Raw genomic sequence first — 22,791 nt, 5'->3', positions numbered from 1 at the left:
ACACATCCCGTAACCAGCTCAGTGGGCGAAGTGCCGGTTGCCGGTGAGGTACATGGTCACGCCCGCAGCCTTGGCCGCGGCGATGACCTCCTCGTCACGGATGGACCCTCCGGGCTGGACCACTGCCGTGACACCGGCGTCGATAAGGACCTGGAGGCCGTCCGCGAAGGGGAAGAAGGCGTCAGAGGCGGCCACGGCCCCGCGGGCACGCTCGGGAGCCTGGGCATCCAGGATCTCGGAGGCATCAGCCCCGCCAACGGCGCCCTTCTCCTGCTTGTCCGCTGCAGCGTCCCCGGTCTCACGCAGACCCAGGGTGTTGGCGCGCTCGACGGCGAGCCTGCAGGAGTCCACGCGGTTGACCTGTCCCATGCCGACTCCCACAGTGGCCCCGCCCTTGGCGAGCAGGATGGCGTTGGAGCGCACGGAGCGAATGGTCTCCCAGGCGAAGCGCAGGTCTGCCAGGGTCTCCTCATCTGCAGCATCTCCGGCCACGAGCTCCCAGCTGGCAGGGTCGGCGTCCCCGGCCTGGTAGGTGTCCCGCTCCTGGATGACGGCACCGCCGGAGACCTGCTTGATCTCGTAGCCCTCGCGCGTGGGCGGCTCGACGACGAGCAGGCGCAGGTTCTTCTTGGCGGACAGGATCTCGACAGCCTCGTCCTCAAAGGCGGGGGCGGCGACGACCTCGGTGAAGACGGGCTTGACCTGGCGCGCCATCTCGGCGGTGACGGTGGCGTTGGTGGCGATGACGCCGCCGTAGGCGGAGACGGGGTCGCAGGCGTGGGCCAGGCGGTGGGCCTCGGCCACGTCCCCGGAGGCAGAGACGGCGATGCCGCAGGGGTTGGCGTGCTTGATGACGGCGACCGTGACGGCGTCACCGTGGTCGTAGGCGGCGCGCACGGCGGCGTCGGTGTCCGTGTAGTTGTTGTAGCTCATGGCCTTGCCGTGGAGCTGGCGGGCGCCGGCCACTCCCCCGCGCTCGCCGACGGTGCGGTAGACGGCAGCAGCCTGGTGGGGGTTCTCGCCGTAGCGCAGGGTGTCGAGCCGCTCGTAGCCGACTCCCACGTAGCGGGCGGGCGCAGCCGGGGCGGTGGCGTCGCCAGGCTCCTCGGTCTGCTGGGCGAACCAGGTGGCCACGGCGGCGTCGTAGGCGGCGGTGTGGGCGTAGGCGGCCGCGGCCAGACGACGGCGCTGGGCCAGCGTGAAGCCGCCGGCGGCAACGGCTTGGGCAGCCTCGGCGTACTCGGCGGGGTCGGTGAGGACGGCGACTGCCGGGTGGTTCTTGGCGGCGGCACGGATCATGGAGGGGCCGCCGATGTCAATCTGTTCCACGCAGGCGTCGAAGGGCGCACCGCTGGCGACGGTGTCCGTGAAGGGGTAGAGGTTGACGATGACGAGGTCAATGGGGGCCACCCCGAGCTCGTCAAGCTGCGCCATGTGTTCACCCTTGCGGCGGTCGGCGAGGATGCCGGCGTGGACGCGGGGGTGGAGGGTCTTGACGCGGCCCTCCAGGCACTCGGGGAAGCCGGTGACCTGCTCCACGGGCGTGACGGGCAGGCCGGCTCCGGCGATAGTGGCGGCGGTGGAGCCGGTGGAGACGATCTCGACGCCGGCGTCCACGAGGGCGCTGGCGAGCTCGGTCAGGCCCGTCTTGTCGTAGACGGAGATGAGTGCCCGGCGCACGGCGACCTGCTCAGGATTGACGAGGCCCTCGGTCGGGACAGGCTTGGTGGGTACAGCCTGGGCTGTAGAGGGAACGGACGGCGTAGTCATGCGCTCTCCTGGTGCGATCGGTCGGCAGGGCGCCCAGGCGGGCGACGCCCTTTCGGTGGATCGTGGTCGCTCCCCGGTGGTACCCCACCCTCGCCAGTTGCGACCGGATGGAGTCTATCCCGAACAGCCTCCGCCAGTACACGAGGACATCGCCGGTGCGACCCGGCGTCCCGAGCCGGCTCCGCCGGCGCCTTGGGACATCTCCACGGCATACACTGTCTGGAAGACAGCCACACGCGACCGCTCTCCTCGGTCAGGCCACCTGCTCCTACCCAGTCCCGCACGCGGTGGACTGCGCTCACGCTCGCCCCGGACCCGGCCGGCAGAAGACGGTCACATGACACGGAGGTCCTCATGCTCGCTCACCGCTCCTCGCGCTTCCACCTGGGTCTCCTGCCGGCGCTCGGCACCGTTCCTCCGGCCACCGAGCAGCCCTGGCAGGAGCACGTGTCCGAGGCCGCCGGGCACGTCGTGTGGGCCTGGTCGATCGAGGCCGTCCGCAGGGCGCTCACTCCCACCACGCGCTGAGGCCCACCACGTGGTCACCCCGCCGGAGCCACCGCGCGCGCCACGCAGGCCCGTGCGCCCCCTCTTGCTCGTCTGCCTTGTTCTCCTCACGCTCCTCTTCATCGCAGCCGCCGTCTTGACCGCCTTCTGGCTGCGCTACGAGGAGCCCAGCATTCCCGGCCAGGTCATCCCAGCCCTCAGCGCCACGGAAAGCGACAGCGGACAGGCAGGCCCCGGCGTCGGCAGGTCTGGCGAGGGCGCAGGGACCGGGACGCAGGCAGCGCAAGGCGAGGCGGCGCTGGACGAGGCCAGCGTGGTCCCAGCCGTCGGGCGATGGTTCGGTCAGTGGGTGGAGCAGCACCACTCACTCACGGTCTCCCCGTCCTTCCAGCTCTCTGGCGGCTCGGCTACCCAGATCCAGTGGCTCGGACCAGCCGATGAGCGGATCCAGGAGACCAGCGGCATCCGCGCCTGGGTCCAGGTGGACGTGGCGCTCCACCCACGCCTGCCCGCAATCGAGCACTTCACCAGCTCGGCCTTGACGGGCGAGAGCACGGCCTTCTACCGTGACGGCTCCCAGGTGCGTGGACAGCTCGTGCTCGAGCTCGCTCCTGCCGATGGCGGCTACCGCGTCCTGACCGTCAGCACACCCGTCCAGTACCAGATCCACACCGACCCAAGTCTGCGGGAGGAACCATCCCCGGCCGAGGTCCTACCGGATGCCTCCGTGCCCGCGACCTACCGCATCCGGGAGGGTGAGCTTGCTGTCACCTACGACTCCGGATCCACCTGGACTACCGTTCCCGATGCTGACGACGGCGTCATCGCCACTGCCAATGGATCTCCTCGCACCAGCCTGGACCGAGGAGGCTACGTGGTCAGCCCCGAGTTCACCGGTTTCCTGTCCTACGGCCCGGACCGCGGCCAGGCTCAGGAGGTGAGCCTGCTCTACTCCCTGGACTCGGGTGCCAGCTGGCAACGGAGTGTGATCGGCCAGGGCGATGCTCAGACGTCCTTCGTCTCCTACGCCGACGGTGTCGTGGGTGTGGCCTTTGCGGTGGACCGGGCGCTAGGGTCTTCCTACTACGGCGCGTGGCGGTCACAGGTGGATGCTGGTACGCCTGGGGCCGCGTTGACCTGGGAGAAGGTGTCTGTGCCAGATGCCGTCACCAATGACATGACGCTGGCGACCTGGGTGAGCCCGAACCTGGGGATCTTCGGGAACGGTCGCGGCTCCCTGGCGATCACGCAGGACGGTGGCGCCAGCTTCATGGAAGCGGACATCCCTCACGCGACCGAGCTGGTGGCCGGACTCGGCTTTGACCCCTTTGACACCCCCATCGCGGCCGCGATGGTGGACGGCGTCATCGAGATCATGATCGGACAGGGCCAGGACGCGGACCACTCCGAGGACGGCAGGATCCAGGAGGCAGTCTTCTCCTACGACCCCGCCACGGGCAGTTTCAGCTTTCTTCGCCAGCAGGCTGCGCCCCAGCCGGTCGAGGTGGGCTAGGCCCGCGACGGCGGGCTCCGCCGCCCAGAGGTCGAGGAGCCCTGCACGCTGGAGGCAACTCAGCAGCCCGCACCTGCCTGGGAAAAGAACCTGTGAGCACTGGCGTGCAGCCAGCCAGGTCAGTAGTCCACCACCCACCGCCTGCTGCCGTGATGAGCCCGTGAACGCTGGTGGGTGATTGCCGTAGGAGCACAGCACCGACACACTAATTGCCTATACCAATTACTGTCATTATAGTTATCTATGTCCATTGGTAGCCTATCCAACCATCCAGGAGATCACGCTGATGCTCACCCCCCCCCGTCGATCCGTTGTCAAAGGTCTGACCTGGACCGCTCCCATCCTGGCTGTCACGGCGGCGGCCCCCGCCATGGCCGTAAGTGGTCATAGCGGAAATATTCACGTCAATCTCAACACCGATGTGCAGGCCGGAGGCAATGACGGTCTGTTCCTCAGTCTCACGCCCCGGCTGTGGGCCCTGAGTGGGGACGACGTCTGCGCCGTCCCCTCGGGCGACCGGCGGGTCAGAATTGAGCTGCGCGCCTCCCGCGACTCAGGACTCGACCTGGGCTCGGTGTTCAATGCTCCGGCCGGTGGGACGTCCGGAACCACCCTGGCCAGCGACTTCACCACTGACGGGACAACGACACCACTACACCCAGGGGATACCATCGCGGCCGCAAATAAATCCGGTCAGGTCCCAGGTCACTGGACGGTACTCTCCGTCAGCACCACCCACCTCCTGGTGGAGTTCGCGCAGCCAGTCTCCGACTCCGAATGCACCGGTTTCAACACGGCTACCCTCAACGTCGAGTTCAGTCGCACGGGTGCCACCCCCCGCCAGGTGCTGACGCTCCAAGCCTACCTTCATCAGTCCCCGGCAGACTTCCAGGGCGACAACAGCTCCCCATCGCTCTTCTACTCCGATGACTGGTTCAAGGCCTACGGCCCCTCAGCCCTCATTCCCACCCACCCCTGAGTGCGGGCGCAGGGGCGGATTCAGCTACTCCACATTGATGACGAGACCGTCCAGCTCTTAGCACGGGCGGGGAAGGTAGCGGGCGGACACCCTCTCACCATCCAGCTACCTGCCGTCCGCGGGGTGGGAGAGGTCCCCCGCCTACCCACCGTCCTCAGATGCTGGCTGATACCGAGGGCAGTGGTGCCACATGCCCCACACAGCAGAGCCGACGACGCCCAGGTGGGAGGGTTCAGATCGTGTCATCCTCATATCCCTCCCCTATGTCCCCTGGGCAGAGGTCGCACTACCTGCCTCCATTCGATACTCATGCGCCCGTGCCAGGCGGCCGACCTGCTCCACCAGCTGCGGGGTCTCGGCAGCCTTGACCCGGTCAGTGAGGGTCTCCTCAGTGTCCCCCTCCAGCACCGGCACCTCCACCTGGGCGATGAGCGCGCCGGTGTCCACGCCCGCGTCCACCCAGAACAGCGAGGCGCCCGTGCGGGTGGCACCGGCCGCCAGGGAGTCCCGGACGGCGTGCGCGCCCGGGAAGTCCGGTAGCAGCGAGGGGTGGGTGTTGAGGATGCGCCCCTCAAAGCGCACCAGGAAAGGCTCGCCCAGCAGGCGCATGAATCCGGCACAGACCACAAGCTCAGGCTCCAGCGCGCCCACGGCCTCAGCCAGGGCGCGGTCCCAGTCCGCACGATCGGCGAAGTCCCGCGGCGGCACCACCACAGCAGGCACACCGGCAGCGCGGGCGTGGTCCAGGCCGGCACACTCCTTGTCCGCCACCACGCCCACCACGGCGGCGCCGTATGCCGGGTCCTGGCAGGCGCGCAGCAGGGCCAGCAGGTTCGAGCCCGTGCCAGAGACGAGGACGACGAGCCGGGCCGGCCCGGTGGTGGAGGAAGTGGTCGCGTGGCTGGGAACAACGTTGTCAGTCAGCATCATTGCCCTCCTTTCTCACCTGGGTCAGCCCGGCTGTGGCGGCGGTCTCATCCGCCGCTGGTGACCACTCACCACGAGGCTGGGGGCGAGGCGGCTCGCGGCGCTCAGGACCGGCCACGACCGGGCCGGCCTCGGCGCCGGCATCCTCCGCAACCCGCTGCGCAGGTACGGCGGTGTCGGCCCCGATCGGCTCTGCCTCGGCGTCGTCAGAGCCCCGGGCCCGTGCAGACTCACGCTCGGCACGCACACGCTCTCGTCTCTCCTGGGCCGCACGTGCACCGGCCTCGACCTTCTCTCGCGTGCTCGCCGCGGCTGATCCGGCCACCGCCACCGTCTGGCGCACGCCGTGCTCCGTAGCCACGCGAGTACGCGGGTGGACCAGCACCGCAGCCGCCACCAGGCCCACGCCAACCTCCACCAGCAGCAGGACCACCGTCATGACCGTGTTCGGACCGACCTCAGCGAGCCTGCCCGGACCGATCGAGCCTGAGGCAGCCAGGCAGCAGGCGCCGGTCCCGAGCGCGACCAGCAGCGACGCAGCCACTGCGGCGATGACCGCCTGAGCCAGCGGCAGCGCGCGCAGGCGGCGCCGACACACCCAGACGACGACCAGCGCGGCCGCCGTCAGCACCATCGGCAGGTACAGACCGGTCCTGGAGCCCTCACCTCCCAGGGACGCGGTGGGCAGCAGACCCAGTACCGGCAGCGTCGGCACGGCGCCGGCGACCACGTGGTCGGGCGTGAAGGTCGATCCTGTGCCCACGACGAAGCCCGGGCCTGCCAGCCAGGACAGTGCCCACACGAGGACGGTCGGCACCCAGCCCAGCTGCAGGAGCACCAGGCCGGCGGAGGCGATGACCCCTCCCCCTGCCAGGGCGTCGTGAAGGCGCGAGACGCGCGCACTGCCGTCTACTACCGCCGCCAGGAGAACCAGGACGCTCGCGGCAAGCAGGACCACTGCGGTGTCACGTGCCAGCACCAGGGCCGGGCTTACCCAGGCTGGACGCTCGTGCCACCAGTCCGCCAGGCGCCGCGACCCCCGGCCCCGGCGCTGGAGGTCGGCGCTGACGACGAGGGTGCTGACCACGGCGGTACCGAGGATCGCCGGCCAGGTACGCGAGCCTGCCGGCGAGGTGACCAGGACCAGGAAGACGGCAAGCGCCGTCGTCGTGAGGATGAGGAGGCCTCCGGAGGCTGCGGTGCGCAGGTGGGCGCGGCGCACGGCCGAGCGTGCGAGGAGCAGCTGCAGGAGCGTCAGGCCCAGCAGCGGCAGCTCGATCGCGCCCGCCGGGTCGCTCGGCGAGCCGTAGCCGCCGCCCAGGCCCAGTGACCACAGGGCGGTACCGGTACGCAGAGCGGTCCCCACGGACAGGGCGGCGGCAGCATCCATGGAGGAGGTGGCCATGTAGACCGCTAGGGTGAGCACCACGACGACAAGCCAGCTGCCGAGCACCACCTCCGCGCCGGCGCGCACGGCGAAGGGCCAGTCGCGCGGCAGGTGGAGGGCAGGCAGGCGCAGGGAGCGCGTGCGGGCACCAGCACGTGCGAGCAGCGAGTTGTCCTTCAGTGCGCTCTTCAGTGCTCTGCCTTCCCCTTGCTGCGGGCGACGCCGTCAACCCATTCTGACCTGGGCCGCCGTCAGACTACCGCGAGGACCTGGCCGGCCGGGCACAGGCAGGCCGGAGCAGCCCAGGTCAGCCCTGTTCGCTGACACAGGCAGGCCCGGCTCGGCGGGGCGTCAGCACGCCACCTGCCGGGCCGGGCCTCCTGCCGCTGCGTGCGCGGCGCTGCTACAGCGCGCGGTAGAGCTCGCGGGCGATGTCCGCCGTCTCCGTGGGGGTGCGTCCCACGCGCACACCCACAGCCTCCAGGGCCTCCTTCTTGGCAGCTGCCGTGCCCGAGGAGCCGGAGACGATCGCGCCGGCATGGCCCATCGTCTTGCCCTCAGGCGCGGTGAAGCCGGCCACGTAGGCCACCACCGGCTTGGTCATGTTGTCCTTGATGTAGGCGGCCGCCCGCTCCTCCGCGTCGCCACCGATCTCACCGATCATGACCACGAGCCTGGTGTCCGGGTCCGCCTCGAAGCCAGCCAGGGCATCGATGTGGGTCGTGCCCACCACCGGGTCCCCACCGATGCCGATGCAGGTGGTGAAGCCCAGGTCCCTCAGCTCGTGCATGAGCTGGTAGGTCAGTGTCCCGGACTTGGACACCAGGCCGATCGGGCCGGGGCCGGTGATGTCCGGCGGGGTGATGCCCACGTTCGAGCGCGCCGGGGAGATGATGCCCGGGCAGTTCGGGCCGATGATCTGCACGCCCTTGGACGCGGCGTAGGAGCGGACGTAGGTCGCGTCCGCCACCGGGATCCCCTCGGTGATCACCACGACGAGCCTCATGCCTGCGTCCACAGCCTCGATGACCGCGCCCTTGGCGAAGGCCGGAGGCACGAACACCACCGAGACCGTGGCGCCCGTGGCCTCACGGGCCTCAGCCACCGTGCCGTAGACCGGGACCTCGACCTCGCCGGCCTCCACCGCACCGGCACCGGGGCCGATCGGCTCAACGTCAAAGGCCACCGTGGTGCCGGCCTTGCGGGGGTTGACGCCCGCGACCACGTGGGTCCCGGCGCACAGCATGCGGCGGGTGTGCTTGCGTCCCTCCGAGCCGGTCATGCCCTGGACGATGACGCGGTCAGTGCCGTCAAGAAAGATGCTCATGGTCCTCAGGCTCCCTGCTCGCTGCTTGCGGCGCTCTGACCGATCTTCTCGGCCAGGGCGGTGACGACGTCGGCCGCGCCGTCCATAGTGTCCACCACCGTGACGCCGTCGATGGCGGCCTCGGCCAGGATCTGGCGCCCCAGCGCGGCGTTGTTGCCGTCCAGGCGCACCACGATCGGCTTGTCGAAGTCCGCCAGCGCACTCACCGCCGTCACGATGCCGTTGGCCACCGTGTCACACGAGGTGATCCCGCCGAAGACGTTGACGAGGATCGCGCGCACCTGCGGGTCGGAGGCCACGACCTCAAGTCCTGTGGCCATGACCTCCGCCGAGGACCCGCCTCCCAGGTCCAGGAAGTTGGCCGGGCGCATCCCTCCGTGGCGCTCACCCGCGCTGGCCACCACGTCCAGGGTGGACATGACCAGGCCCGCGCCGTTACCGAGCACACCCACCTCACCTGTCAGGCGCACGTAGTTCAGCCCGGCCTCCTTGGCACGCGTCTCCAGCGGGTCAGCCGCCGAGGTGTCCTTGAGGGCGGCGTGCTCGGGGTGACGGAAGGAGGCGTTGTCATCCAGGCTGACCTTGCCGTCCAGCGCGAGCACCGTGCCGTCCGGGGTCAGGACCAGGGGGTTGACCTCGACGAGCGTCGCGTCCTCAGCGGTAAAGACCTCCCACAGCTGGAGGATGACGGCGGCCACGCTCGTGGCGACAGGACCGGGCTCGAAGCCGGCCTCAGCGGTGATGCGCACCGCCACCTCAGAGGTGATCCCCTCGATCGGGTCCACCGCCACGCGGGCCAGGGCCTCGGGGCGCTCCTTGGCCAGAGTCTCGATCTCCATACCGCCCTCGCGCGAGCACATCGCCAGGTACCGGCGCTCAGCACGGTCCAGGAGGATGGAGAAGTAGAACTCTGAGTCGATGTCCGCGCCCTCGGAGATGAGCACCGTGCGCACGGTGTGGCCCTTGATGTCCATGCCAAGAATCGCCTCAGCGTGCTGACGGGCCTCAGCCGCCGAGCGAGCGAGCTTGACGCCACCGGCCTTGCCTCGTCCGCCGGTCTTGACCTGTGCCTTGACCACGAGCAGGTCAGCACCGTGGTTGATGAGGTCGGTCGCTACCTGCTCGGCCTGCTCGGGAGAGGTGGCGACCCGCCCGCCCAGCACGGGGACCCCGTGCCTCGCGAACAGCTCCCTCGCCTGGTACTCGTAGAGATCCATAGACGTCGTGTCCTTCCGGGTCCGGTCCCGTCCGGCAGCGGCCTGACTGCGCCGCACCGGAGTGATCCGCCATCGAGCCTAACGCGAGACCCCGGTCATGCGTGGCCAAACCGCGAGAGGATTCGGGACCAAGGTCCGTCCAGGCTCCGCACCAGCACCGCCGTCATCCCACCTGGCAGCCAGCGGAAGGTGACACCCACATGCCGAGCGACCACAATGGCGCTTGACACCCCTCCGGGAAGGATCCTCATGGACCAGCACGCCACGCGCGCCACCGCAGCCGAGCCCACCCTCCGCCAGGAGGCCGTGCCCACGCCCGACGGCGAGCGCGTGCGGGTCGGCATCCTCACCTCCGGCGGGGACGCCCAGGGTATGAACGCCGCCGTGCGCGCCGTCGTGCGCGCCCTCCTGCGCATGGGGGCCCAGCCCTACGCCGTCATGGAGGGGTGGGCCGGTGCCGTAGCCGGTGGGGACGGCATCCGCCCCCTGGAGTGGGACTCCGTGGGCTCGATCCTCCACAAGGGCGGCACCATCATCGGCACCGCCCGCTCGGCTGAGTTCCGCGAGCGCTCGGGCCAGCTCGACGCCGCAGCCCACCTGCTGGAGCACGGTATCGACCGGCTCGTGGCCATCGGAGGAGACGGCTCGTTGACCGGCACCAACGAGTTCCGCCACAACTGGCCGGGCCTGGTAGATGAGCTTGTGTCCGCCGGGCGGGTGAGCGCCGAGGTCGGTGCCGCCCACCCCGCTCTCATCGTCACCGGCATCGTCGGCTCGATCGACAACGACCTGGTTGGCGCGGACATGACCATCGGCACCGACTCCGCTCTCCACCGCATCCTGGAGGCCATCGACGACATCTCGTCGACCGCCGCCTCCCACCAGCGCACCTTCGTGGTCGAGGTGATGGGCCGCCACTGCGGCTACCTCGCCCTCATGGCGGCGGTGGCCGGGGGCTGTGACTACGTGCTCGTGCCAGAGCTCCCGCCGGGCGAGGGGTGGGAGGAGGACATGTGCCTCAAGCTGCAGAAGGGACGCCAGGCCGGGCGCCGCGAGTCCATGGTCATCGTGGCCGAGGGCGCCACCGACCGCGAGGGCAACCGCATCACGGCTGAGGACGTCAGGGGCATTCTCAAGGAGCGCCTGGGTGAGGACGCACGCGTGACGATCCTCGGCCACGTCCAGCGCGGTGGGCAGCCCAGCGCCTACGACCGCTGGATGTCCACGCTGCTGGGCTGCGCGGCGGCCCGCGAGGTGCTGACCGCGACCACCGAGTCTGAGCCGGTCATCATCGCCGAGCGCCACAACCGCATCCACCGACTGCCCATGATGGAGCAGATCGCGGCTACCCGCGCCGTCAAGGACCTCGTGGCCGCGCAGGACTTCGAGGGGGCGGTGGCTGCGCGCGGGAGCAGCTTCGGCCAGATGCTCTCCATCTTCGAGACCATGTCCACCCCGCCCGAGCTCGACCCCGCGGCGCTGGGCGAGCTGCACCACAAGGCGGCTGCGCCGTCGGCCAGCGAGCTCGCGGCGGCCCGGCGCGTGGCGATCATCCACGCCGGAGGGCTGGCACCGGGTATGAACACCGCCGCGCGTGCCGCTGTGCGACTGGGGCTGGACCACGGGATGACGATGCTCGGCGTGCACGGCGGCTTCCCCGGCCTCATCGACGGCAGGGTCAGTGAGCTGAGCTGGGACGACGTCGAGGGCTGGGTCGGCGACGGCGGGGCGGAGCTCGGCACACGCCGCGAGATCCCCACGGTCGAGCAGCTCTACACCCTGGGACGCTCCATCGAGTCCCACCGGATCGACGCCCTGCTGGTCATCGGCGGCTACAACGCCTACCTCGCCTCCCACCTGCTGGTGCGCGAGCGAGACCGCTACCCCGCCTTCAACATCCCGATCGTGTGCGTACCGGCCTCGATCGACAACAACCTGCCTGGCAGCGAGCTGAGCATCGGCGCGGACACGGCGCTCAACAACGCCGTGCGGTCCCTGGACGCCGTCAAGCAGTCGGCCGCGGCCTCGCACCGCTGCTTCGTCACCGAGACGATGGGCCGCAAGTGCGGCTACCTCACCCTCATGAGCGCCATCGCCGCCGGGGCCGAGCAGGTCTACCTCCACGAGGAGGGGATCACCCTGGCGCAGCTGGCTGCGGACTCCGAGCGGATGGTGGAGTCCTTCCGCTCCGGACGCAAGCTCTACCTCGTGGTGCGCAACGAGCGGGCCAGCGAGAGCTACACCACGGACGTGCTTGCCAAGATCTTCGCCCAGGAGGGCAAGGGCCTGTACGACGTGCGCCAGGCCATCATCGGACACGTCCAGCAGGGTGGGGACCCCACACCCTTCGACCGCATCATGGCGACCAAGCTCGTGCACCACGCCCTGGGGCTGCTGGCTGGCGAGCTGGAGCGGGGTGGCACGCGGTCCAGCTATGTGGGGCTGGTTGAGGGCACGATCGCCCACCACCCGCTGGAGCGTATGTACGACCAGCTGGACCGTGACTCACGCCGGCCGCGTGAGCAGTGGTGGATGGGACTGCGCGAGGCGGTGTCCCTGGTCAGCCACTCCACTGGTGTGCTCTCACCCGAGCAGGTGCCGACCTTCGGGCCCGTCAGCGGCTAGCCTGCCTGCTACCCGCCTGGTCTCACTCATACCCGGTCCACGGCGTCCCTGGGAGTCCGAGTACCCGGAGCAACCGGGGACGCCGTGGACCAGTGAGGCTCACGCCCGCAGGCAGGATGGTCTCACCCGCCCGTCAGGCCATCGTGTCTCGCGCAGCACCGGCGAACTGGCTCTGGTAGAGCGCCCAGTAGGCGCCCTGACGCTCCAGCAGCTCCTCGTGGCTGCCCTGCTCCACGATGTCCCCGTGCTCCATGACCAGGATCGTGTCCGCGTCACGGATCGTGGACAGGCGGTGGGCGATGACAAAGCTCGTACGCCCCTGACGCAGCGCCGCCATCGCGTGCTGGACCAGCAGCTCGGTGCGCGTGTCCACCGCGCTGGTCGCCTCGTCCAGGATGAGGACGGCTGGGTCGGCGATGAAGGCACGGGCGATCGTCAGCAGCTGACGCTCCCCGGCCGAGACGTTCGCGGCGTCCTCGTCCAGCACCGTGTCGTACCCCTCGGGCAGGGCCCGGACGATGTGGTCCACGTAGCAGGCGCGGGCCGCGGCCTCGACCTGCTCGTCGCTGGCGCCCGGGCGCCCGTAGCGGATGTTCTCGCGGATCGTGCCGGCGAACAGCCACGGGTCCTGCAGCACCATGCCCGTACGCGCACGCACGTCCCGGCGCCGCATGGCCGAGGTGTCTACCCCGTCCAGGGTGATCCGGCCCCCGTCGATCTCGTAGAAGCGCATGAGCAGGTTGACCAGGGTCGTCTTTCCCGCGCCCGTCGGGCCGACGATCGCCACCGTCTGACCTGGCTCGACCTTGAGGGAGAGGTCCGTGATGAGCTCGGAGTCAGGGTCGTAGGAGAAGCGCACGTGCTCCATCTCGATGACCCCGGCTCCGGCCGGCGCACCGGCACCGGCCGTCCCTGCACCCGCCGGCGCAAGCGCCTCGGCACCGGTCTGGTCCGCCCGCTCCTCCTCGGCGTCGAGCAGCTCGAAGATCCGCTCGGCGCTGGCGGTCCCGGACTGCACGGCCGTGGCCATGCCACCAAGCTGGGCCAGGGGCTGGGTGAACTGCTGGGAGTACTGGATGAAGGCCTGCACGTCTCCCAGGCGCAGCGAGCCTCCCGAGACCATGAGCCCGCCGACCACCGCGATGGCCACGTACCCCAGGTTCCCCACTACCTGCATGATCGGCATCATGATGCCGGACAGGAACTGTGCCCGCAGGCCCGCGGCGAAGAGCTCCTCGTTCTCCGCGTCGAAGTCGGCGCGTGAGCCCTCGGTACGCCCGTAGGTGCGCACCAGGGCGTGTCCGGAGAAGGACTCCTCCACACGCGCGTTGAGCTTGCCCGTGCGCGCCCACTGCAGGGTGAAGGCCTTCTGCGAGCGCGGCCCGATGATGCCGAAGAGGACACCCATGAGCGGCAGGATGACGAGGGCCACCAGCGTCAGCCTCCAGGACACCGACAGCATCATCGCCAGCACGCCGATGACGGTGAGCACCGAGGTCACGGCGCTGGACAGCGACTGCTGGAGGGTGTTGGTGACGTTGTCGATGTCGTTGGTGACGCGACTGAGCAGCTCACCACGCTGCACCTTGTCGAAGTAGGACAGGGGCAGGCGGTGGATCTTGTCCTCCACGTCCGCGCGCAGACGGAACATCGCCCGCACCATGACACGGTTGAGGACCCAGCCCTCCAGCCAGCCGGCCAGCGCGGAGAAGACGTAGAGGGCCAGAACCGTCAGCAGCACCCGGGACAGGGCCTCGAAGTCGATCCCGGCCCCGGGGACGAGGTTCATCGCCTCGACCATCTGGGCCATCGTGTCCTGGCCCGCAGCCAGCATGCCGTCCACGACCTGCTGCTTGGTCAGGTTCTCCGGCAGGCGCGAGCTGATCGCGCCCTCGAAGACGAGGTTCGTGGCCCGCCCCAGCACCTTGGGCGCCGCCACGGCCATGGCCACTGAGGACACGGAGGCCACCGCGGCGACCGCCAGGTGCCCCTTGTAAGGAAGCAGCAGGCCGACCATGCGCTTGAAGGAGGGCCAGAACTCCGTGGCCTTGCCCGGGGGCGGGCCGGCGCTCCAGTCGTCCGAGGCGGCCCCGGCCAGGGCCGCGGCCGCCAGGGCCTGGTCCTCGTCGGTGACCTCCAGGGCGGAGGCCCGCTGCGTCGTCGTCGCCTCGGGGGCCGACGACGCAGCCGCAGCTGACGCTGCCGTCTGGCTGCCCGTCGCGCTCACCTCAGGCTCCTGAGGTCCGTGCGCCGCGGACTGAGGGTTCTTCGTGCTCATGCTGCGGCCCCGCTTCCGAGCTGGGAGGTGACGATCTCGCGGTAGGTCTCGCTGGTGGCGACGAGCGCGTCGTGGCGGCCGGCGCCGACCAGACGTCCCTCGTCCAGGACGAGGATGAGGTCGGCGTCGACAACGGTGGACACGCGCTGGGCGACGACGAGCTTGGTGACCTGCTCGGTCGCTGGGGCCAGCGCCGCACGCAGACGGGCGTCCGTGGCCACGTCCAGGGCGGAGAAGGAGTCGTCCAGCAGCAGGAGCGCCGGACGGCGCACGACCGCGCGGGCGATGGACAGGCGCTGACGCTGTCCGCCCGAGACGTTGGTGCCGCCCTGGGCGATCGGCGCCTGGAGCTGGCCGTCCATCTCCTTGACAAAGCCCGCCGCCTGGGCGATCTCCAGGGCCTGCCACAGCTCCTCGTCGGTGGCGTCCTCGCGGCCCAGCCGCAGGTTGGAGGCCACCGTGCCGGCGAAGAGGAAGGGCTTCTGGGGGACCAGGCCGATCTGGGACCACAGGGCCTCGGGCTCGGCCTTCGTCACGTCCACGCCGCCAACCAGCACCTGGCCGTGGGTGGGCTCGATGAGACGGGCCACGAGGGTGAGCAGCGTGGTCTTTCCCGATCCTGTCGAGCCGACCACGGCCACGGTCTGGCCTGGCTCGGCTCGGAACGTGATGTCCTCCAGCACGGCGGCGTCAGCGCCAGGGAAGGTGAAGGAGACACCGCGCATCTCCAGGGTGCCGGGGGTTGAGAAGGTGGTGGTGGCGTCGGGGACGGCCTCGATCGAGGGGTCGGTGGCCAGCACCTCGCTGATGCGTTCGGCGCAGACGGTGGCGCGCGGGATCATGATGGTCATGAAGGAGGCCATGACGATTCCCATGAGGATCTGCATGAGGTAGGTCATGAAGGCCACGAGGGTGCCGACCTCAACCCGGCCGTCGCCGACCTGGTGACCGCCGAACCAGATGACGCCCACCATCGTCACGTCAAGCACGAGCATGGTGGCGGGGAAGAGGAAGACGAAGAGCTGGCCGACCTTCTCCCCCACGCGGGTGATGTCCGCGTTGGCGTCGCGGAAGCGCTCGGTCTCGGCCTCCTCGCGCACGAAGGCGCGGATGACGCGGATGCCGGTCAGCTGCTCGCGCATGGTGCGGTTGATGGCGTCGAGCTTGTCCTGGTAGACGCGGAAGAGCGGGACCATCTTGGCGACGGTGACGCCGACGATGACCAGCAGCACCGGTACGGCCACGGCGATGAGCCAGGAGAGGCTGGGCGCGTGGGACACCGCCATGACCACGCCGCCGACGGCGTACATCGGGGCGGTCACGAGCATGGTGCACCCCATGAGGACCAGCGTCTGGACCTGCTGGACGTCGTTGGTGTTGCGTGTGATGAGCGAGCCGGCCCCGAAGCGGGAGACCTCCTGCTCGGAGAAGTCGCCGACGCGGCGGAAGAGCTGGCTGCGCAGGTCACGTCCCATGGACATCGCGGCCTTGGCAGCGCACCAGGTGCCGCCGATGGCGCAGGTGCCCTGGATGACGGACACCAGGAGCATGAAGGCGCCGGTACGCCAGATGTAGGCGGTGTCGCCCTGGGCGACACCGGTGTCGATGATGGCGGCGTTGAGGTTAGGCAGGTACAGCGAGGCCATGACCTGCGCGGCCTCCAGGATGAGGACGCCGAGCAGGAGGGCTCGGTAAGGGCGCAGGTAGCTGCGCAACAATGGCAGGAGCATGGGTCCTTCCAGGATCCAGAACTAAGGTCACGGAGACAACACAATGCCGAGGCGGCGAAGATCTCGCCAGACAGGCGCGCCGACGATCCGGTCACGCAGCGTATCCCCGGGCTAGTCCCTCACACCAGCACGGATCAGCAGCCTCGGCAAAGGGTGAGACTACCGTCCTGACGGCTCGTCAGGAAATGGGTGGAATGTGGCGCTGCCCGCCACTGCCGACCACGAAAACCCTCACTGACTACCAATCCCCCCACCGACCACCGTATTCACGCAAATACAGTGGTCGATCCAGGCATAGGTGGTCATCCGGAACTTTAGCGGTCAGACCCTGACCATGCCCTGAGGGCGGCAAGCCCGCTATCGTCATGCGCGATGTCGCATCCTGCTACCGACGCCCTCACTAGTCACGCCCCTGCTGGCCCTACCGGCCCAGGCTCCCCTGACCTGCCAGGCCGGCGGTCCAGCGCACGCGACCGCCGTCCCGTCGCCCGCCTGGTCCTGGCCGCAGTACTCGCAGGCCTGGCGGCGGGCCTCATCGGTATCGCGATGGCCGTCCTGCTCGAGGCCTTCGAGTGGCTCTTCTACGGCGTCTCCCACGGCACCCTGCCCGAACGTGTCGCCGCAGCCCCAGCCTGGCGTCGCGTCGCTGCCCCCGCCGCGGCAGGACTCCTGGCCGGCACCCTGTGGTGGTGGCAGCGCGCGACCGGCGGGGTGGTCAGCGTCGAGGAGGTCGTGGCCGAGGCCGGCACAGCACAGCCCACGGCGACCACGCAGACGCCTGCTCGCCAGCAGTCCTCCCCCGCGCTCACCGGCTCAGCCCGCCCCGCCTCCCAACGTATCGGTATCCTCCGGCCCTTCGGCGACGCCGTCGTCCAGGTCCTCACCGTCGGCGGCGGCAATTCCGTCGGTCGAGAAGGAGCCCCGAGACTGGCCGCGGGCGCCGTCGCCGTACGACTGGCGCGCTGGCTCGGGCTGGAGCCGCGGTGGAGGGCGCTGCTGGCAGCCTCCGCTGCCGGCGCGGGGCTGGCAGCGATGTACAACGCACCGCTTGGCGGAGCCGCCTACGCCGTCGAGATCATGATGCTGGCCGGCAGCCGTCGCCGCGGCCTGCTGCTCGCCGTGCCCGTCAGCGTGCTGGCGACCTGCGTGTCCTGGCTCCACTCCCACGCGAGCGCATCGATCGCTATGCCTTCGGCACCCCTGTCCTGGCCCACCCTGGCCTCGAGCCTGATCGTGGTCGTGGCAGCCGGCCTGGCTGGGGTGGCCGCGCGCGGGCTGTGGGCGTGGGTAGGCCGCCACCGGCTGCCCGACGGCTGGAGCCTGCCGCTAGCGATCGGGGGCGCCGGAGCCCTGACCGGACTGGCGTCGTTGTGGCTGACCGTCCTGCCGGGCAACGGCAAGGACGCCTTCCAGGCTGCCGTCTCCTCTCCCGTGACGACGACGGCGGTGCTCGCCCTGCTTGGGGTCGCGGTCCTCAAGCCGGTGCTCACCGCCGCCACCCTGGGAGCAGGAGCGACCGGAGGGCTGCTCGCTCCCTCCTTCAGCCTCGGAGCGAGCGTGGGCGCAGTGGTGGCGGTCGGGCTGACGTCTGCAGGGATGGCGGTGAGCGTGCCTGCGATGGCGCTCGTGGGGGCCGGTGTCACCTTGGCGGTGACGCAGCGTGCTCCGCTGTTCGCGGCGGTCTTCGTGTGGGAGCTCACCCAAGGTCCCGTGTGGGCGCTGGGCGTGCTGGTAGCCGGCTGCCTGGCAGTACGTTGGGTGGAGAAAGCCTGGGCTGGGCGCCGCCAGAGTCGGCCTCAAACTCTGCGTCGGAGCCGGGGCTGACCACCAACGCCCGGATCGACCACTGAATTCGCGCGAATTCAGTGGTCGATCCGGGCGTTGATAGTCAATCGGGGCATTGGCGGTCGACCCGAGCGCTGGCGGTCGGTCCAGGCGCTGGTTCGTTGCCGGGGCAGGAGGTCCATCGCTCGCGGCAGACGGTCCCTGGGAACACACGAGTGTGCAGGTGCGCGGACGGCAGTGCACCCCCGGATGCCCACCCACGCACCTGCTCACTCACAGGATGGCTCAGCAGCTACCCAGACTCAGCCCTGCCTCAACAGGCCAGCCAGGCACAGCTCAGCCGCGGCGACGCAGGATCACCGAGTCCCAGCCCTCCAGACGCTCAGGGGCACCGTGCCCCGAGGCTGCGGCCTCCTGGGCGGGCACAGAGGCGAGAAGCACACGCTCGGCCTGCGCCCACTCCTCCAGGTCCACGCCCTCACCCGACAGCCGCTCGCGCAGCACGGAGCCGGCCCCCAGGTCCAGACCCTGGCGCGTGACCGAGGCGAGGAGCAGCAGCTGCTCACGGCTGCCGTCGTCGGCGACGTGCTCGCGCAGGATCACCCAGCTGTCCGCACTGTCAGCGTCCAGCAGCCGGAAGGTTCCCAGCGCCAGAGTGCGGCAGCGGTGCCGTTCGCTGACCAGGGCACGGTAGTGCTCAAAGACGCTACCGGCGGTATCCACCTGAGCGGCGGCGTTGATCTCGGTGTAGCTCGGGGTGACGTCAATCCAGGGCGTGCCGGTGGTGAAGCCGGCGTTCTCGCCGTCGTCCCACTGGACCGGCGTACGGGCGTTGTCACGCGAGACCGGCGCCAGGCCCGCCAGGACCTTGGCAGGGTCGTCGCCCAGGCTGAGGCGCTCGTGGAAGTAGTTGACCGACTCCAGGTCCCGGTAGTCCTCGATGCTGCGGAAGACCGTGTTGGTCTGCCCCAGCTCCTCACCCTGATAGATGTAGGGCGTGCCGCGGTGCATGTGCAGGACCGAGGCCAGGGTCTTGGCGCTGTTGACACGGAACGCGGGGTCGTCGTCGCCGAACCGGGAGACGGCGCGGGGCTGGTCGTGGTTGTCCCAGAAGGAGGAGTTCCAGCCGCGCTCGGCGGTGATGACGCCGGCCTCGTCAGTCACCGGAGCCAGGCCGTCCTGCCAGCGCGCGAGGTTGGCCTTGAGGGCAGCCACCGGCAGCGGCTGGGGGTCGAACTTGCCGCCAGGGCCAGCGTCCAGGCTCACGTGCTCGAACTGAAAGACCATGTCCAGCTCCGGGCTGTCGAGGTTCGTGTAGCGCTGCGCCTCCTCCAGGGTCACGCCAGCGGTCTCGCCGACGGTGATGATGTGGCGGCGACGCGGCGCGAAGACCGTCTGGTTCATCTCGTGGAGGAACTCGTGCACGCGCGGGCCGTTCGCGGTGGCGACGAAGCCGTCACCGTAGGGCGAGCCGGCGGCCTGCGGGGAGTCGACGAGCGGGTAGGTCTTGGAGATCAGGGAGATCACGTCCATGCGGAAGCCGTCCACGCCCCGGTCCAGCCACCAGCTCATCATGTCGTAGACGGCGTGGCGGACCTCGTCGTTCTCCCAGTTGAGATCCGGCTGCTTGACGGAGAAGAGGTGGAGGTAGAACTCACCCGTCCTGTCGTCCCACTGCCAGGCCGGGCCGGAGAAGGCCGACCCCCAGTTGGTGGGCTCGGTTCCCGGCTCCCCGGGAGCCTTGCCCTCGACCTCACGCGCCGGGCGCCAGATGTACCAGTCACGCTTGGGGTCGTCCTTGGCGCTGCGGGAGGCCTCGAACCACGGGTGCTCGTCACTGGTGTGGTTGACCACGAGGTCCATCACCAGACGCATGCCACGCTTGTGCAGACCCTCGACGAGGGCGTCGAAGTCCTCCAGGGTGCCGAACATCGGGTCGATGCCCTGGTAGTCGGAGATGTCGTAGCCGTTGTCATCCTGCGGGGAACGGTAGATGGGGCTGAGCCACACCACGTCCACACCGAGGGAGTCGAGGTAGTCCAGGCGAGAGATGATGCCGGGGATGTCTCCCAGGCCGTCACCGTCAGAGTCCTGGAACGAGCGTGGGTAGATCTGGTAGACGACGGCGCGGCGCCACCAGTCGGCGTCCTCGCCGACGTGCTTGGCCGAAGCGATGAGAGGGTAGACCATGACGGACCTTCCTGGGCGATCGGAGACGCCGACGTCGGCGTTATCACCACCATACGCCGAAGAGGTGGAGCGGTAAACCAGCGATTGCTGCCCGCCACCGTGTCACGATCGATGCCAATCCAGCCAGCCCTTGTCCAGCGCGCTGGCAGGCCCGCACTTTCCCTTGAAACGACGTCGTCGACAACAACCGTTCACACTGACCTCAGCCGATTGGCATCAATCGTGACACCTTGCGCTGGCACACGACCATGTCGAGCCAGGACCGCACGGACATCCGGGACGACGCGATGGGAACGCACATCGTCATAGGTGAAACGCAGCGTCACCAGCCCTAGTGCCGCAAGCGCACGATCCCGACGCCGATCGTGTTCAAAGCTGTAGAGATCATCATGGAACTCCCGTCCGTCAGTCTCGACGACAACGAGCCCTTCGACCAGAAAGTCGACCTCCCCGACGCGTGGAATCACCACACCATCGCGGTAGGACAGGCCCGCCTCGTGGAGATCGACCCGCGCAGCAGTCTCCAGCGGCGAGCGCGCCCGCGCACTTGCCATCGCTAGTCGCCGTCGGGCTTCCGGCGCACCGGTCCGCCCGTGCAGGCAGTCCAGGATCTGCTGCCGTGTGACTATTCCTCGCCTCAGTGCGGCGTCGACGGCGGCGAGCGGAACTTCCGGCTCGCGATCGCAGCACAGGTAGCGAGCCAAAAGCTCAGCAACGGGCGGGTAGGGAGGAGACTGCAGTGCTGGCCGCGACAATCGGCGGTCCGTATGGACGACGACGCCGCACGGGTCGTAACGCCCGTGCGGCACGCACAGGTGGAGCGGTGCGCGCACCCATGAGGGAACCGGAAGCCCATAGGCCCTCGCGCCGGCACCGCAAGTCACAAGCCCTGCATACCGCCGCGCCAGCACCAGCTCGCGTGGCGCGCCCGGCAGGAAGACGACACCATGGTCGATGTACAACTGTCGGTGAGCGACCAGATCGGCGATCCGACGTCGTTGAGTGCGCGTGGGTTGCAGGTCCCGCAGGCGGATCGCACCACGCGCAGCACGCACACGTCGTATCAGCCCTGCATTCAACGGGTCTGCATCGTCTGGATCACTGTGGTCACCTCGCCCCATAGGGTATGAAAACGCGGCGTCCTCTTCGTCAGCAACCGAGCGTGCGCACTTGTCCACAGGCGGGCAGGCCGCGCGACAATCCACCTGCCATCACGCTGCCGGGAGCGGCTGGCCTGAACTACGTGCGTGTCACGATCGATGCCAATCCGGCCAGGACCTGACCCAGCACACCGGAACGCAGGCACTTATCGCCGGAACGACGTCGTCAGCAACAGACGTCCAGACCAGGCACGGCCGATTGGCATCGATTGAGACACCGCCCGGCGCGCAGGGTCCGACTCAGCACCTCAGCATCCAGCTCCCCCGATCAGCGGGCAGGGCCGAGCGTCCCGCCCTCGCGCCAGCTCACCGGCAAGACGATCTCGCGCTCCGGCGCGCCCTGGATCAGACGCACTGCCTCGCCAGCCTTATCGGCTATCGGCTGGACGACGGCGGTCAGCACCGGGTCGCTGTAGGTCGAGATTTCAAAGCCATCAAACCCCACCACCGACACGTCGTCAGGCACCCTGACGCCCGAACGCCGAAGCCCTGCGACGATCCCTATCGCCAGCAGGTCAGCCGAGGCGAAGACGGCGCTCTCGCCCGCGTCCTTCATGCTGCGTGCGAGCCGGGCCCCGACCTCGACCGCCGTCGAGTAGTCGACCGCAGCCTCGACCACACGTACCTGGCCCCGGGCCCCGAGGCCTTCGCGCAACCCGGCCAGCCGGTCGATGTCGATACGGGACAGCCGCGGGTAGGGGGCCACAAAGACGACCCTGGTGTGCCCGGCCTCGCACAGGTGGCGGCCAGCCAGCGCTCCACCGCCACCATCGTCGATCCCGACAGTGAAGAAGCCGGAGGCCAGCGAGGCCCAGCCGTGAGCCGCCTGAGCCTGGTCACCACCCTCCGGCAGGCCGGAGCCCGCGCTTCCAGCACCCAGCCGCCGAGCAGCCTCGCCCCCCTGCCGCTGCACCAGCTCGGCAACCTCCGCCGAGCGTGAGTCGATCGCCACCACCGGCACACCCAGCTCAGACAGCCGCGCCCGCGCATCGGTCGGGGTCGTCCCCATGACGATGGCCCCGGCGACGTTCCAGCCCCGTAGCCGCTGCAGGAGGGCGTCGGCGTCCTCGTCCACGCAGGCGCACAGCATCACGGCGAGTCCCGCCTCGTGGCACGCCTGCTCGCACGCCCCCACGAACAACGACTCGTGAGGCGCGCTCAGGGGCGCTCGCTCGGGAGAGACGCCGTAGACCAGGGCGATGATGCGCGATGACGCTCCCGCCAGCGTGCGCGCCTGAGCGTTAGGGACATAGCCCAGCTCACGTATGGCAGCCTCAACCCGCTCGATGGTGGCTTGCGAGACTTTCCCGGAGCGGCCATTGACAACATTCGACACCGTCATCGCGCTCACGCCCGCTCGCTGGGCGACGTCGCGCAGTGTCGTCATAGCTCTCTC

Annotated in this window: 15 protein-coding genes and 1 riboswitch; of the genes, 5 read left to right on the top strand and 10 right to left on the bottom strand. The window is 69.4% G+C overall.

Features of this window, described 5'->3' with window-relative positions; genetic code table 11:
• Window positions 1–18: 18 nt before the first annotated feature.
• On the bottom strand, window positions 19–1,770 hold the full coding sequence (gene purH, locus HRL51_RS02655; RefSeq protein WP_172192388.1) for a bifunctional phosphoribosylaminoimidazolecarboxamide formyltransferase/IMP cyclohydrolase: 1,752 nt from the start codon (window positions 1,768–1,770) through the stop codon (window positions 19–21).
• A 24-nt stretch (window positions 1,771–1,794) separates the two neighbouring features.
• A riboswitch (ZMP/ZTP riboswitch) is annotated at window positions 1,795–1,881 on the bottom strand.
• 243 nt (window positions 1,882–2,124) lie between these two features.
• On the opposite strand from purH, the gene HRL51_RS02650 reads away from it, so the two are divergent.
• From HRL51_RS02650 to HRL51_RS02640, 3 genes are all read left to right on the top strand, one after another.
• On the top strand, window positions 2,125–2,298 hold the full coding sequence (locus HRL51_RS02650; protein WP_194256535.1) for a DUF1440 domain-containing protein: 174 nt from the start codon (window positions 2,125–2,127) through the stop codon (window positions 2,296–2,298).
• Window positions 2,299–2,350: 52 nt separating this feature from the next.
• The gene (locus HRL51_RS02645; RefSeq protein WP_172119642.1) at window positions 2,351–3,790 is read left to right on the top strand and encodes a WD40/YVTN/BNR-like repeat-containing protein; all 1,440 of its coding nucleotides are present in this window, start codon (window positions 2,351–2,353) and stop codon (window positions 3,788–3,790) included.
• Between the two features lie 286 nt (window positions 3,791–4,076).
• Entirely contained in the window at window positions 4,077–4,769 is a 693-nt protein-coding gene (locus HRL51_RS02640; RefSeq protein ID WP_172192386.1) for a hypothetical protein, read from the top strand.
• A gap of 261 nt (window positions 4,770–5,030) precedes the next feature.
• On the opposite strand, the gene purN is transcribed toward HRL51_RS02640, so the two are convergent.
• The 4 genes from purN to sucC form a co-directional block, all read right to left on the bottom strand.
• Entirely contained in the window at window positions 5,031–5,696 is a 666-nt protein-coding gene (gene purN, locus HRL51_RS02635) for a phosphoribosylglycinamide formyltransferase (protein ID WP_328705031.1), read from the bottom strand.
• Window positions 5,686–7,101 carry a cell division protein PerM gene (locus HRL51_RS02630; RefSeq protein WP_244960226.1) on the bottom strand — a complete coding sequence of 472 codons (1,416 nt, stop codon included), beginning with the start codon at window positions 7,099–7,101 and terminating at the stop codon, window positions 5,686–5,688. Before HRL51_RS02630 ends, purN begins: the two co-directional genes overlap by 11 nt.
• A gap of 385 nt (window positions 7,102–7,486) precedes the next feature.
• Entirely contained in the window at window positions 7,487–8,410 is a 924-nt protein-coding gene (sucD, locus tag HRL51_RS02625; protein ID WP_172119646.1) for a succinate--CoA ligase subunit alpha, read from the bottom strand.
• A gap of 5 nt (window positions 8,411–8,415) precedes the next feature.
• A complete protein-coding gene (sucC, locus tag HRL51_RS02620; protein ID WP_172192384.1) occupies window positions 8,416–9,627 on the bottom strand; it encodes an ADP-forming succinate--CoA ligase subunit beta in 1,212 nt (403 codons plus the stop codon).
• A gap of 249 nt (window positions 9,628–9,876) precedes the next feature.
• On the opposite strand from sucC, the gene HRL51_RS02615 reads away from it, so the two are divergent.
• Window positions 9,877–12,252, top strand: coding sequence for a 6-phosphofructokinase (locus HRL51_RS02615; RefSeq protein WP_172119648.1), 2,376 nt, complete (start codon window positions 9,877–9,879; stop codon window positions 12,250–12,252).
• Window positions 12,253–12,385: 133 nt separating this feature from the next.
• Here the strand turns inward: HRL51_RS02615 and HRL51_RS02610 are convergent, their stop codons facing one another.
• Together HRL51_RS02610 and HRL51_RS02605 are read right to left on the bottom strand one after the other, a co-directional pair.
• The gene (locus tag HRL51_RS02610; protein ID WP_172192382.1) at window positions 12,386–14,530 is read right to left on the bottom strand and encodes an ABC transporter ATP-binding protein; all 2,145 of its coding nucleotides are present in this window, start codon (window positions 14,528–14,530) and stop codon (window positions 12,386–12,388) included.
• Window positions 14,527–16,260 carry an ABC transporter ATP-binding protein gene (locus tag HRL51_RS02605; protein ID WP_172192380.1) on the bottom strand — a complete coding sequence of 578 codons (1,734 nt, stop codon included), beginning with the start codon at window positions 16,258–16,260 and terminating at the stop codon, window positions 14,527–14,529. The genes HRL51_RS02610 and HRL51_RS02605 overlap by 4 nt, the downstream gene beginning before the upstream one ends.
• 372 nt (window positions 16,261–16,632) lie before the next feature.
• Here HRL51_RS02605 and HRL51_RS02600 point away from each other — a divergent pair, with 372 nt between their 5' ends.
• The gene (locus HRL51_RS02600) at window positions 16,633–18,084 is read left to right on the top strand and encodes a chloride channel protein (RefSeq protein WP_172192378.1); all 1,452 of its coding nucleotides are present in this window, start codon (window positions 16,633–16,635) and stop codon (window positions 18,082–18,084) included.
• Between the two features lie 297 nt (window positions 18,085–18,381).
• On the opposite strand, the gene HRL51_RS02595 is transcribed toward HRL51_RS02600, so the two are convergent.
• From HRL51_RS02595 to HRL51_RS11855, 3 genes are all read right to left on the bottom strand, one after another.
• Entirely contained in the window at window positions 18,382–20,235 is a 1,854-nt protein-coding gene (locus HRL51_RS02595) for an alpha-glucosidase (protein ID WP_172192376.1), read from the bottom strand.
• 191 nt (window positions 20,236–20,426) lie between these two features.
• Window positions 20,427–21,290, bottom strand: a complete 864-nt coding sequence (locus HRL51_RS02590; RefSeq protein WP_244960225.1) for an endonuclease domain-containing protein — start codon at window positions 21,288–21,290, stop codon at window positions 20,427–20,429.
• A gap of 373 nt (window positions 21,291–21,663) precedes the next feature.
• Window positions 21,664–22,782: a LacI family DNA-binding transcriptional regulator gene (locus HRL51_RS11855; RefSeq protein ID WP_172192374.1), complete on the bottom strand. Its 1,119-nt coding sequence runs from the start codon at window positions 22,780–22,782 to the stop codon at window positions 21,664–21,666.
• Window positions 22,783–22,791: the final 9 nt, after the last annotated feature.

This window comes from Actinomyces faecalis (assembly GCF_013184985.2).
In the GTDB taxonomy this organism is placed as follows: domain Bacteria; phylum Actinomycetota; class Actinomycetes; order Actinomycetales; family Actinomycetaceae; genus Actinomyces; species Actinomyces faecalis.
This window is presented reverse-complemented; position numbering and strand designations above follow the sequence as displayed.